This is a genomic window from Serratia sp. SM04, from assembly GCF_040280225.1.
Lineage (GTDB): Bacteria > Pseudomonadota > Gammaproteobacteria > Enterobacterales > Enterobacteriaceae > Serratia > Serratia sarumanii.
On record NZ_JBEOQT010000022.1, the window covers coordinates 940292 to 952879 of the forward strand.

The window sequence follows — 12588 nt, forward strand, 5'->3', positions numbered from 1 at the left end:
GTTCCATTTATTTACAGCAAAAATTTGAACAAACCCAGGTCTTGTCTCACAATGAACTTTGTTCGCTATGCATTTCTTCGTTTGATTTGGGGAATGCGCCCGCTGCGGCGAAAAACCGTAGCGAATTTCAACCATAACATTGCATGGAGAGTAATTTATGAAGCTTTTTAAAACCCTTTCGGCCTTGTGCATGGCAGCCGTTGTGGCGGTCGCGGTGAGCGCTTGCGCGCCGACGGCAAAATCTGAGGGAACGGGTGGTTATATTGATGACACGGTGATCACCACCAAAGTGAAATCGGCACTGCTGGCGGATAAAAACATCAAGTCACGCGAAATCAGCGTGGAAACCTTTAAAGGGCGCGTACAGCTGAGCGGCTTCGTGACGTCCAGCGATGACGCCAACCGTGCGGTGCAGGTCACACGCGGCGTGGCCGGCGTGAAATCGGTTGAAAACGTAATGCAGATTAAATAATACCGACACAGGGAGGCGCAACGCCTCCCTGCTTGGAGCCTTCATCAGAAGCGGTACCCCGCCCCGAACATGAACACCCACGGATCCAAACGCGTATCGAAGCTGTGGTGCCCGCCATTCGCATCGTTGAAGCGAGTTTTGGTTTCGATATTCATCCACCACACCGACATGTTCAGCATCCAGTGCTCATCCAGGTTGTAATCCAGGCCGGCCTGCGCCGCCACACCCCAGGAATCTTTCAGATCGAGATTGCTCAACCCGGCGCTTTTGCCGTAGTCGTTGAACTTCTCATCGAAGAAAGTGGTGTAGTTAACGCCGACGCCCAGGTAAGGACGCAGTTTGTCCTGCTTATCGCCGAAGTAGTATTGCGCCATCAGCGTAGGCGGCAACTGGTGAACGGTCGCCAGATCGGTGCCGCCCAGCGTCACCTTGTGGCGGAATGGCGTTGCGGCCAACAACTCAACGCCGATGTTGTCCGTCACCATATAACCGAAGGTCAGACCGAGCTGGGTGTTGTTTTTCGCATCCAGCGAACCCAACCCCAGCACGTTGTCCGAACCCGCATTTGGACGCACCGTCGCGGTGCCCGCGCGGAACAGGAAATCACCGGCCTGATGCGCACTTGCCAACATAGGCGCCATCATCGTCGCCAATACCATCAGAGTTGTCTTTTTCATTATCCATTCCATTTGTGTGGTTAATCGCTCGAGGGGGAATATACCTACTTTCGGGTATTTGTGATCCCATCGAGATCACATCTTATGTGTAAAAATTTAAAATCCTACTAAAAACAAGGTTACCTAACCGCCTAATAAATCAAGGATTGATCTGCATCAAAAAATCGATTTTGTTGCAAATTATCTACATGTTCAAATTTCGGTTGCGGAGAAAATTGCGGCTGAGGTAATTTCATTTTCCGTGTTGGTTTTGGTTGGTGCCGTGAGGAGTCGGCGGGCAATCAAGATGAGCGAAATCCTTAATCCCTGTGTCAGCTGCGGCGCATGCTGCGGTTATTTTCGAGTGTCATTCTATTGGGCCGAAGCCGAAGACGGCGGCGGCACCGTCCCTCTTTCCCTGACGGAGCCTTTAACCCCGTTCCTGCGCTGCATGCAGGGGACCAACAGCAAGTCCCCCCGCTGCAACGCGCTGGACGGCGAGATCGGCAAAGCCGTGTCCTGCTCGATCTACCTCAATCGGCCCAGCCCGTGCAGAGAGTTCGATCAGTCCGGTGAAAACGGCCTGCGCAACGAAGCCTGCGATCGCGCCCGGGAACGCTACGGCCTGCCGCCCTTGCCGGTGCCCCTGCCGCTGTCGTTGCCTGAGACGACGATCGTTGAAGAAATAGGCGTAGTGCAATTCGCGGGGTGCCACAGCGGCGTGGAACAGGGTACAATCACCCACTGATTTATCTCTGTTTTCCCGACGCCAAGGAGTCTGCATGTCTATCACGGCCAACGCTTTGTACCGTGACAGTTTTAACTTTTTACGCAACCAACTGGCCAGCATCCTGATGCTGGCGTTGTTGACGGCGTTTATCTCCGTGCTGCTGAATCAGGCCTTCAGCCCCGATGCCGAACAGTTGGCGACGCTCGCTGCCACCACCAGCGATTTCGCTTCGTCTACCGGTATGGGCATTCAGGAAGTGATCCAGCAGATGACGCCGGAACAGCAGATGGTGTTGCTGAAAGTGTCGGCGGCCGCCACCTTCTCCGCGCTGGTCGGCAACGTGCTGCTGGTCGGCGGGATGTTGACGCTGATTCGTCTGGTGTCGCAAGGGCAACGCACCAGCGCCCTGCGCGCGCTCGGCGCCTCGGCGCCCGACTTGCCGCGCCTGCTGCTGCTGCTGTTTATCTGCACCCTGCTGATCCAGCTTGGCCTGACGCTGTTTGTGGTGCCGGGCGTGCTGATGGCGATCGCCTTCGCGCTGGCGCCGGTGATCGCCTCGGTCGACAAGAAAGGCGTGTTCGCTTCGCTCAAGCTGAGCAGCAAACTGGCCTTCGCCAATGCGCGCGTGATCGTGCCGGCGATGATGCTGTGGCTGGCGGCCAAACTGCTGGTGCTGTTTTTGGTGAGCCATCTGTCGGTGCTGACGCCGAACGTCGCCAGCGTGGTGTTGACCGCGTTGAGCAACCTGGTGTCTGCCCTGCTGCTGATCTACCTGTTCCGCCTGTATATGCTGCTGCGCGGCTAACGCCGGCGTCAGCGAAAATCAAGGGGCACGCTTCGGCGCGCCCCTTTTTTGTTTACCCCATCACGGCGGCTTCCGCCTGCTCCTTACTCTGAATCAGCTTCAGCGCCAGATACAGATCCGGCACCAAAATCAGCTCTTTGTCGCGCCCTAAGCGGTTGATGCGGAACCAACGCGTCAGTTCGGTGCGACGCCCCGCCAGCACCAGCCTAACGTTACGCTGTAACAGATCGCGTTTCAGTTCGTCGATGGCCGCCAGCACGCTGATATCGGCATGGGTAAAACTGGCCACCGCGTCCACCACCACCCAACGCGGCTGGAACGGCGTGCCGTCGACCAAATTGAGAATGCGGCGTTTGAAGTACGCCACGTTGAAATAGGTCAGCGGCGAATTGAAACGATACATCATAACGCCGGGCACCGCCTTCACCCCATTGTTGTTGCCCATGGAATGGATCATGCCTTCGTCGTTGACGCCCAGCAGCTGTTCCGTCGGCCGGAAGACGGTGCGCAGAAACTGCATCAATCCCAGCAACACCGCCAGCCCGATGCCGCTGATCACCCCCACCAGCAGCACGCTGAGGAAGGTAAACAGCGCCAGGCGGAACGCCTGCGCGTTGCGACGGCGCAAGATCCAGATGCCGCGGATGTCCAGCAGTGACCAGGCCGCATACATCAGCACCACCCCCAATCCCGCCACCGGAATAAACTGCAGCGGCGACATCAGGAACAGCAAGACGAAGGCGATTACCGCGGCGGCGATGATCGACACCAGCTGGCTCTTGCCGCCGTTGGCGTCATTCACCGCGGTGCGCGAGTCTGCGCCGCTGATGGCGAAACCTTGCGACAGCGCAGAGACGATATTCACCAGCCCCAGCGCGCGAAACTCGGCGTCGGCGTTCACCTCATAACCGTTTTTGGCGGCAAAGCTGCGGGCGGTGAGCATCATGCTGACAAAGCTCACCACCGCCAGGTTGAGCGCCGGGATCACCATGTCGCGCAGTAAACCGGGCTGGAAATCCGGCCACTGGACGATCGGCAACACGCCGCTGAAACCGCCCACCGTCACCACGCCATGCTGTTGCAGGCCGCCCGCCCAGGTCACGAACGCCGCCAGCACGATGGCGAACAGCGATGCCGGCCAGTTAGGCCGCCATTTTTTAAATCCGAGCAGCGTCACCAGCGTCAATAACGACACCGCCATCGTCAGCCAGTCGCTGTGCAGCAGGTTGCCGGGCAGCGCGTAGATGCGCTCGATCAGCTGCGCCGGGCGCACCGTGAACCCCAACACCTTGCCGATCTGATCGACCATAATGGTGATCGCCACCCCGTTCAGCAACCCGCTGAGGATCGGCCGCGACAGCAGATCCGCCAGCGCCCCCAGCTTGAACCGGCTGGCCAGCAGGCACCAGCCGCCCATCATGGCGGTCATCATGATGGTCAGTTGCCAATGGCGCTCCATATTGCCCGCCGCCAGCGGCGTCACCACCGCGGCGATCACCGCACAGGTGGCGGCGTCGGGCCCGACGATCAGCTGGCGTGACGATCCGAACAGCGCATAGGCCACCATCGGCAAAATACAGGAATAGAGCCCCACCACCGGGCTGACCCCGGCCAGCTCGGCATAGGCGATGGCCACCGGCAAGGCGACGGCGGCGACGGAAAGGCCGGCGCGAATATCCGGCTTGAGCCAACTGCGTTGATAGCCCAATAAATGCGTCAAACCCGGCGTCAGGGCCTGGAGAGATTTCCACTGCATGCTGTTTTCCGCGGTAAATTATCTGGTTATTATGCTACTTACTATGCGGCCTGCGGCACGCGCTGGCAATGCGCCCGCGCTTTCTCGCGTAAGTTTATGCAAATTCCTGCTTTCGCGGCAGAAATCCGCCGGCCAAACGCCGATAATCGGCAGCGCCCGGCGGTACACAGAGCTCGCCGAATCCGGTATAGTCGGCCGATGAACAGATGATGGATTGATTTATGAAGCAGTTTCTTGATTTCCTCCCGTTAATTGTCTTTTTCGCTTTTTACAAGCTGTACGATATTTACGTCGCTTCCGGCGCGTTGATCGTCGCTACCGCACTGGCGCTGGTGTTCACCTGGGTGAAATACCGCAAGGTCGAGAAGATGACGCTGATCACCTTCCTGATGGTGCTGGTGTTCGGTACCCTGACGCTGGTGTTCCACAACGATTTGTTCATCAAATGGAAGGTCACGGTGATTTACGCGCTGTTCGCGCTGGCGCTGCTGATCAGCCAATGGGTGCTCAAAAAACCGCTGGTTCAGCGCATGCTGGGCAAAGAGCTGACGCTGCCGGACAAAGTGTGGAGCAACCTTAACCTGGCTTGGGCGGTCTTTTTCCTGGCCTGCGGCCTGGCGAACATCTATGTCGCCTTCTGGCTGCCGCAAAGCGTCTGGGTCAATTTCAAAGTCTTTGGCCTGACGGTGCTGACGCTGGTCTTCACCCTCCTCAGCGGTATCTATATTTACCGGCACATGCCGGAAGAACAGAAAAAATAGTTACAAAATTGTTAATGCCTGCGGCGCTTGCCGCGGGCAGTATGATGTTATTCCCTCCCTTTAAAAGCAGACTGCTATGACACAACAACGACCTTTACCCAGCGGCGAGCTGGTGCTGCGCACGCTGGCGATGCCGGCCGATACCAATGCCAACGGTGATATCTTCGGCGGCTGGCTGATGTCGCAAATGGATATCGGCGGCGCCATCCAGGCAAAAGAGATCGCCGAAGGGCGCGTGGTGACCGTGCGCGTGGACGGCATGACCTTCCTGAAACCGGTGGCGGTAGGTGATGTGGTTTGCTGCTATGCGCACTGCATCCGTACCGGGCGCAGCTCGATCACCATCAATATCGAAGTGTGGGTCAAGAAAGTCTCCTCCGCCCCGATCGGCCAGCGCTACCGGGCGACCGAAGCGGTGTTCACCTATGTGGCGGTCGATGCGGAAGGCAACTCGCGCGCGCTGCCTGAGGGCAAAATGAATTTCCGCGTCGGCTTCGAAGAATAAACTGACGCTACGCCGCAAATGCAAAAAGGGTCGCCGAGGCGACCCTTTCTTTTTGTGTTGACCGAACTCAGTTCAATTCAGTCGTGCCGTTCAGCTTGAAGCGGATAGTGACGGTGCGATCTTTCGCTTCTTTGGCTTCATAGCGCCACTTGCGCATCGCCTGCTTCACTTCACGCTCAAACATGTTGCGCGGCTCGGCCGACAAGATGCGCACGTTGCTCACGCGCCCGTCGCTGTCGATATCGAACTGTACCCGCACGTTGCCTTCGATCTGCAAAGCCTGGGCCCGCGGCGGATAGAGCGGATTGGCGCGGCTGATCGGCCTTGGCCCGACCTCGCGCGAGTTGCCCTGCACCGGCGCAGCAGGCGCCTGTTTCACCGGCGCTTTATCGATCGGCTTGGCCGGCGAATCGTTGTTGAACGGCGACGGCTCGCGCGGCTCGACCTTCTTCGGCTCCGGTTTGACCTGTTTTTCGACCTTCGGCTTCGGCTTAGGCTTCGGTTTCGGCTTGACCGGCTCCGGCTTCACGATCGCCTTCGGCGGCGGCTCCACGATAGGCTCCGGTTCTGGCTCCGGCTCAGGTTCGACCTGCGGCGGTTCCGGCTCGGCCGGCGCCGGCGGTGGCGGTTCAGCCATCGCGGCGGTGTTGACCATCATGACGCTGATCGGCGCGTCCTCTGGCTTCGGCAGCTCCACCACTTCTTTTACCGAAGCGTAAAGCAATCCCGCCACCAGGGCGCTGTGCAGGCCTACGGACAAGACGAAAGGCACGGATATACGGCGATTAAGGAACATCTTTTTTAGCGGCATAATGATTCTGTTTCCTCTGGTTCGCCAAGTTTAAATGCAAATAGCAATCATATTCAATAACGAAAGGCAAACTATCGCTTTAATCGTCAGTATGCGCGGCTAAAACCAGCAAACTCATAAGGATATTAACCTGGCCGTTGCTTTTTTATCGCCGGAACACCACGCTTCATTAACGTTTCGCCTGGCGTCAAAAAGTAAAAAACCCGCCGTAGCGGGTTGATTGCGGTGATTAAGCGTTATTCTTCATCGCCATAGTAAAGCACGCCCAGCTTGATCAACGGCCGTCCTTGCGCCTTGCGGTGCAGGTTGGTGTCGCGCAGCGAATAGACGCAGCCGCAGTATTCCTGCTGATAGAAGCGTTCGCGCTTGCTGATCTCTATCATGCGCGACGAACCGCCCTTCTTGCGCCAGTTGTAATCCCAGTACACCAGGTCAGGATACTTTTCCGCCGCGCGAATGCCGCAGTCGGTGATCTGCTGCATGTTCTTCCAGCGCGAAATGCCGAGCGAGCTGGAGATGGTGTCATAACCGTGCTCATGCGCATACAGCGCCGTGCGCTCGAAACGCATGTCGAAACACATGGTGCAGCGGATACCGCGCTCCGGCTCATTCTCCATCCCCTTGGCGCGGGCGAACCAGTTGTCGGTATCGTAATCGGCATCGATGATCGGCACCCCGTGCTTTTCGGCGAAGCGGATGTTCTCTTCCTTGCGCAGCAGATACTCTTTTTGCGGATGAATATTGGGGTTATAGAAGAAAATGGCGTACTCGATCCCGGAGGCCTGGATCGCTTCCATCACCTCGCCGGAACAGGGCGCGCAGCACGAATGCAGCAGCAGTTTGCTTTTGCCCGCCGGCAAATCGAGTTTTTCCCTTACCAGTTCCGTCATGTCCTCACCTCAATGGCATATCAGTTTAAGCGCGCCGCACTATACGAATAAAAAGTAGCGGCTTCAAGGCATAAGCGCCAATCCGCCGGGAAATTCGCCCTACGCCGTTCCCCTGTCGCGCCTTTTGCGCTACCTTGGTAGCACCGTTTTATAGCCATGATTTTAAAGGTGAAACATGCTTTATCTGATCTACGCGCAAGACGTCCCCAACTCGCTGGAAAATCGTCTGGCGGTGCGTCCGGCACACCTGGCGCGCCTGCAGGCGCTGCGCGACGCCGGTCGCCTGGTGGTCGCCGGCCCTAACCCGGCCATCGACAGCAACGATCCCGGCGCCGCCGGCTTTACCGGTTCGACGGTGATCGCCGAATTCGAGTCGCTGGCGCAAGCCCAGGCCTGGGCGCAACAGGATCCCTATATCGCCGCCGGTGTCTATGCCGACGTGACGGTGAAACCGTTCAAGCAGGTGTTCTGATCTCCAGCCCCGCAATACCGGGAACGCCCGTTCGCGCGCCGTTCCCGGATCAATGCGTGCTTTCACCCTAACCCGTCGGTAGAAAAAATGCTCTCCCTTCAGGAGGCGTCGCGTCGCCCGCCTATACTCTCCTGAACCCGCGGCATCGCCGCGAAGCCGGGAGATAGACCGATGCGACTCGACGTACACGCTCACCTGTGGAGCACAGAGTATCTGGATCTTTTGCAAGCGCATGGCGTGCACGACGTCGCCGCCTATCGGCAACTGGGCGCCGGCCGCACCGAGCGCGAACTCGACGCCCGCTTCGCCCTGCTGGACAGCGCCGGCATCGACATGCAAATCCTGTCGGCGACGCCGCTGTCGCCGCATCTGGAAGACGAACAGGCGGCTGTTGATGCCGCGCGCCGGATCAATGATGAATATGCGGAACTGGTAGCGCGTTATCCCACCCGCTTTCGGGCTATCGCTTCTTTGCCGCTGCCGCATATCGACGCGGCGTTGCTCGAGCTTGAAAGGGCCTTTACCCAGCTCAATATGCTGGGCGCCTGCATCACCACCTCGGTGCTCGGGCTGTCTATTGCCAACCCGCTGTTCGAGCCGCTCTATCAGGAACTCAATCGCCGCCACAGCGTGCTGGCCATTCATCCCGCCGGCCGCGGCGCGCATTCGCCGCTGATCGCCGATTACGCTTTGACCTGGTCGATTGGCGCGCCGATCGAAGATACGGTCGCCGCCATGCACTTTATTCTCCACGGCATCCCCCAACGCTTTCCGGAGATGAAAATCATTGTGCCGCACCTGGGCGGCCTGCTGCCGATGACGCTGGAGCGTCTCGACCAAACCGTCGCGTGGGAAGCGCCGCATACGCCGGAACCGCCGAGCCGCGCCGCTCTGCGCATGTGGTACGACACGGTAGGCCACGATCAGGTGCCCGCGTTGCAAGCGGCGGCGGCGACCTTCGGCGCAGAGCGGCTGCTGTTCGGCACCGATTTCCCGTTCCAGCCGGGCGACCTGTTTCAAACCACGGTGGACTACATCCGCCGTGCGGGTTTGTCAAAGGCAGACGTGAACGCCATTTTAGATCGCAATGCGGCGGCGGTGTTTGGGCTATAGGATGTGAGGCGGCCCTCCCAGGTTTGGCCGCGCTTACTGCGCGATGCGTTCACCGGCCTGAAAATACTCGCCGATGACTTTCTCCAGCATCGTCGTCGCAGGCTCGCCGTCGGCGGCCAAAGAGCGCAGCAGCTGCACCTCATACGGCGCGACCGGTGGCAACTCTTCGAGTATCCGCATCGCGCCAGAGAGCCGCGCCCGATCGAGCAACGTGACGGCTAACCCCGCCTCTACGCACGTGGCCACCACGCTGGCCGAGGGACTGCTTAAAATGACCCGCCATGGCCGCCCCGCGGCCGTCAACGCCTCGAGCATCGCTTCGCGATAAGGGCAATCGGCGGCATGCAACGCCAGCTGCAACGGCCGGTTAGCCTGCAGCGCCAGCGAACGGCCTCCGGCCCACACCGGCGCAGTCACCGCAAGCGGTGTCTGGCACTGTCTCCCCGAGGGTTGAACCACCAGCGCAAGATGCAGCCGATTACGGCCAATTTGTTCCGCCAGCGCCTGGCTGGCGGCGGTAGAGACCTCCAGCTCCACTGCGGGAAAACTGTCGGCAAACCGCGACAAAATATGGCGTATCACATGAGAAGCGTACTCATCGGGCAATCCCAATTTGATATGGCCGCTCAGCGGCGCGCCCTGCAGCTCCCGCAAAATATCGTCATGGGCGTTCAGCAGCCCGAGCGTCGAGGCCAGCAGCCTGTTTCCCAGCGGCGTCAGCGCCACGGACTGATTGTCACGCTCCAGCAGGCGCCCGCCCGCCAGCTGTTCCAGGCGCTGGATATGTACGCTCACGGCGGCGGGGCTGCGATTGACAAATGCCGCCGCCGCGCGAAATTGCCCCAAACGCGCAATGGCGTGAAAAGTGCGCAAGAGATCGATATCCAATGTCGGCCGCATGATTTAACTCCGTTAAACGACTAAACAAAAATTATTCGATTTATTAAATTATAGCCACTCACTACCATCGGGCGGAAAAGGAGGTGACCACCATGTCCCTGCCACAATTCCGCCCCTCTTCCCACTGCGGCAAAGCCGCCCTCTGGCTGGCTGCGGCCGAGGTTCTGCTGATCGTGGCCTGGAGCTCCGGTTTCGTCGGCATCCGCTTCGCCGCCGATTACGCGCCGGTGTTGCTGGTGGCGTTCTGGCGCTGCGTGGTGGTCGCGTTCGCGCTGCTGCCGTTTAGCCTGAGCGCCATAAGGCGCGCATCTCCGCTGACGGTAGCTGTTCACGCCGGGATCGGGTTGCTCGCCATGACCGGTTACCTGACCGGCGTCAGCAAAGGCATTGAATATGGCGTGCCGGCCGGGCTGGCCGCGCTCATCGCCGATTTGCTCCCTCTCGGCACGGCGCTGCTGAGCATGCTGGTGCAACGTCGCCTGCCCGATGGCCGCGTCTGGTTCGGGTTAACATTGGGGGTTAGCGGGGTAACGCTAGCGACCGGCAGCGCCATCTCATGGGGAAACGCCCCAATGTGGAGCTACTTGTTGCCGCTGGCGGGGATGCTGTCGCTGGCGCTGGCGACGCTGTGGCAGCAAAGGCTGCCGCAGACGCAGGCAATGAGTTTGCCGGCCGCGCTGGGGATACAAAGCGCGGTTTCAGCACTGGCTTTCGCCGCGATGGCCGGCGCTGAAGGCCCGTTGCTGCCAACCATGACGACGGGTTTTGTGATCGGCGTGCTTTGGACCGCGCTGCTGGCGACGCTGGGCGGCTACGGGCTGTACTGGTTTTGTCTAAGGCTCACCTCTGCGCTGCGCGTGACGAGCCTGCTGTTTCTCAGTCCCTTCGTCACTTTCTGCTGGGCATGGTTAATGTTCGATGAGCCCCTTTCCTGGCCGATGCTGCTGGGCGCGGCGGCCGCAGGAAGCGGTTTGTGGTTGCTAATCCGTCCCGCCGCGGGGATGAGCCGTAAACGGCACAACGCGCTGAAAAATGACGGGTAAAGCGAACGGCGCCGCCGCTACGCGATGAGTTTTCCCCGCACCACCACCTTGCCCGGCTTGATATCGGGGTCGGCAATGCGCCGGATCGCCAGATTCAACGCTTGCCAGGCGATCTCTTGCAAATCATGCGACACGCAGGGGAAATGAAAACCGTAGATCTCAGCATGTGAAACCTCATCGATGCTGAACAGCGACACGTTCTGCATCAACGGCAGCCGGTGTTCAATGCAGGCCTTGATAATACCCAGGGAGATCTGGTTATTGCAGCCGACGAAAAAGTCCGGTGCGCGGTTATTGGCCAACCAACGGCTCGTCTCTTGCCAGGCGACATCCATAAAGAAATCGGCATATAGCACTTCAAGCGACGCCACCTTGCCTTGTAATGCCGCTTGTAAGCCAGTGACCCTGTCACGCGCCACGTTGGAGTTTTCCGGCCCGGAGACCACCACCACCCGCTGCGCCTTCTGTTCCAGCAGCCAGCGCCCCGCCTGGAGGCCGCAGTCCAGGTTATCGATATACACCCCGCTGCAGTGGCGATTGTCCAGCTCCCGGTCGATCAGCACCACCGGAATATTCAAGGTTTCCAACCGTTTTAGATAGGAGGGCTGGTACAGATGATCGTTGGAAATGACCGAGAGAATGATCGCATCGACGTTGTAGCCAATCAGCTTGTCGATGATTCTGTCTTCGCTTTCCTGAGACTCATAGGAGTCGAACACCAGGGTGTCATACCCCATTTTTTGCGCTTCAAGCGTCATCAGCCGCGTCAGACCGCCAAAGAACGGGTTGGCCATATCAGGGTTGACGATACCGATGGTTCTGCTGCTTTTCGCCCGCAGGTTACGCGCTGCGGCATTGACCACATAACCGAGTTCGGCTGCGGTCTCCCGAATGCGGCGCAGCGTTTCCGGATGAACTTTGTCCGGCTGTGAAAATGCCCGCGACGCGGTGATTTTACTGACGTTTGCCTGTGCGGCGACGCTAGCCAGCGTCGCTTTCCGTCCTCGACCCACTGCCAAATGCAGCTCCTTAGCTTTGAGTATCATTTTGTACCATTAACAACATCATGACAGAACTTTCATCGTGGCGCTAATGATTTACGCCCGCCAGGCGGTTAATCCGGGGATCGGTAAAGATATCCAGCTCGTCACGGCTCTCGGAAGAGAACTCGGACACCACCGCCCCCCGCTTTCCAGCCTGAAACCAGTGCCGGGTATTGGGCGCGATGGTGTATTGCTCGCCCGGCCGCAAGAGGATATAGCGATTGCAGGTATACCAAGGCTCCGCGCCCTCTGGTACCCGGCATACCGGTTCGCCGCCGGCGTCATTAAGCGTCAGGTTTTCATCATCGACAAACAGAAACACCTCGCCCCAACGGCAGCGAAACGTCTCTTGCTTGCCCGGCGTGCCGGCGAAAGGAGGATGCAAATGTTCCGGGCAAGTCTGCTCTGGAAACAGCACCAACTCTTTCGCACAATAGCGAGGCGAGTTGACATAGGTCAGCAGTTGCAGCCCTGAGGCGGGATAATCGGCCAGACCAAATGTAGCAATTTCAATACGTTGCTGTTCTTCTTCGGTCAGAATAATGTCCGCCTTGCGCAAATATTCCAGCGTAGCGGCCATGGCGGTTTGTCGTTTGTTCATCATTTCCCCTGCAAAGTAACGGTATCGATA

General features: G+C 58.8%; 15 protein-coding genes. 8 read left to right on the forward strand and 7 right to left on the reverse strand.

Going from position 1 to position 12588, the window contains the following annotated elements; all coding sequences use genetic code 11:
• Positions 1-157: 157 nt before the first annotated feature.
• Complete coding sequence (locus ABTW55_RS25050; RefSeq protein WP_033634764.1) at positions 158-472, forward strand: BON domain-containing protein; 315 nt, start codon at positions 158-160, stop codon at positions 470-472.
• Positions 473-516: 44 nt separating this feature from the next.
• Here the strand turns inward: ABTW55_RS25050 and ompW are convergent, their stop codons facing one another.
• Positions 517-1149, reverse strand: a complete 633-nt coding sequence (ompW, locus tag ABTW55_RS25055) for an outer membrane protein OmpW (protein WP_004932076.1) — start codon at positions 1147-1149, stop codon at positions 517-519.
• Between the two features lie 286 nt (positions 1150-1435).
• Between ompW and ABTW55_RS25060 the strand changes: the two genes are divergently transcribed.
• Together ABTW55_RS25060 and ABTW55_RS25065 are read left to right on the forward strand one after the other, a co-directional pair.
• Positions 1436-1876 (forward strand): YkgJ family cysteine cluster protein, encoded by a 441-nt coding sequence (locus tag ABTW55_RS25060; RefSeq protein ID WP_033634766.1) that lies wholly within the window; start codon positions 1436-1438, stop codon positions 1874-1876.
• Positions 1877-1910: 34 nt separating this feature from the next.
• Positions 1911-2663, forward strand: coding sequence for a YciC family protein (locus tag ABTW55_RS25065; protein WP_033647584.1), 753 nt, complete (start codon positions 1911-1913; stop codon positions 2661-2663).
• A gap of 52 nt (positions 2664-2715) precedes the next feature.
• Here the strand turns inward: ABTW55_RS25065 and ABTW55_RS25070 are convergent, their stop codons facing one another.
• On the reverse strand, positions 2716-4419 hold the full coding sequence (locus tag ABTW55_RS25070; protein ID WP_060421333.1) for a SulP family inorganic anion transporter: 1704 nt from the start codon (positions 4417-4419) through the stop codon (positions 2716-2718).
• Positions 4420-4640: 221 nt separating this feature from the next.
• Here ABTW55_RS25070 and ABTW55_RS25075 point away from each other — a divergent pair, with 221 nt between their 5' ends.
• Both ABTW55_RS25075 and yciA read left to right on the forward strand, forming a co-directional pair.
• A complete protein-coding gene (locus ABTW55_RS25075) occupies positions 4641-5180 on the forward strand; it encodes a septation protein A (protein WP_004932082.1) in 540 nt (179 codons plus the stop codon).
• A gap of 76 nt (positions 5181-5256) precedes the next feature.
• Entirely contained in the window at positions 5257-5685 is a 429-nt protein-coding gene (yciA, locus tag ABTW55_RS25080; RefSeq protein ID WP_004932085.1) for an acyl-CoA thioester hydrolase YciA, read from the forward strand.
• A 67-nt stretch (positions 5686-5752) separates the two neighbouring features.
• On the opposite strand, the gene tonB is transcribed toward yciA, so the two are convergent.
• Both tonB and ABTW55_RS25090 read right to left on the reverse strand, forming a co-directional pair.
• Positions 5753-6496, reverse strand: a complete 744-nt coding sequence (gene tonB / locus ABTW55_RS25085) for a TonB system transport protein TonB (protein ID WP_016927510.1) — start codon at positions 6494-6496, stop codon at positions 5753-5755.
• Positions 6497-6732: 236 nt separating this feature from the next.
• Positions 6733-7386: an epoxyqueuosine reductase QueH gene (locus ABTW55_RS25090; protein ID WP_033634769.1), complete on the reverse strand. Its 654-nt coding sequence runs from the start codon at positions 7384-7386 to the stop codon at positions 6733-6735.
• Between the two features lie 175 nt (positions 7387-7561).
• On the opposite strand from ABTW55_RS25090, the gene ABTW55_RS25095 reads away from it, so the two are divergent.
• On the forward strand, positions 7562-7858 hold the full coding sequence (locus tag ABTW55_RS25095) for a YciI family protein (protein ID WP_033634770.1): 297 nt from the start codon (positions 7562-7564) through the stop codon (positions 7856-7858).
• Between the two features lie 171 nt (positions 7859-8029).
• Positions 8030-8971 carry an amidohydrolase family protein gene (locus ABTW55_RS25100; RefSeq protein ID WP_060421335.1) on the forward strand — a complete coding sequence of 314 codons (942 nt, stop codon included), beginning with the start codon at positions 8030-8032 and terminating at the stop codon, positions 8969-8971.
• A gap of 33 nt (positions 8972-9004) precedes the next feature.
• Here the strand turns inward: ABTW55_RS25100 and ABTW55_RS25105 are convergent, their stop codons facing one another.
• Positions 9005-9871, reverse strand: coding sequence for a LysR substrate-binding domain-containing protein (locus ABTW55_RS25105; protein ID WP_060425356.1), 867 nt, complete (start codon positions 9869-9871; stop codon positions 9005-9007).
• 92 nt (positions 9872-9963) lie between these two features.
• Between ABTW55_RS25105 and ABTW55_RS25110 the strand changes: the two genes are divergently transcribed.
• Positions 9964-10914: a DMT family transporter gene (locus ABTW55_RS25110; RefSeq protein WP_050498675.1), complete on the forward strand. Its 951-nt coding sequence runs from the start codon at positions 9964-9966 to the stop codon at positions 10912-10914.
• A gap of 17 nt (positions 10915-10931) precedes the next feature.
• On the opposite strand, the gene ABTW55_RS25115 is transcribed toward ABTW55_RS25110, so the two are convergent.
• A complete protein-coding gene (locus tag ABTW55_RS25115) occupies positions 10932-11933 on the reverse strand; it encodes a LacI family DNA-binding transcriptional regulator (protein ID WP_060421336.1) in 1002 nt (333 codons plus the stop codon).
• Between the two features lie 70 nt (positions 11934-12003).
• Complete coding sequence (locus ABTW55_RS25120) at positions 12004-12558, reverse strand: D-lyxose/D-mannose family sugar isomerase (RefSeq protein ID WP_033653185.1); 555 nt, start codon at positions 12556-12558, stop codon at positions 12004-12006.
• Positions 12559-12588: the final 30 nt, after the last annotated feature.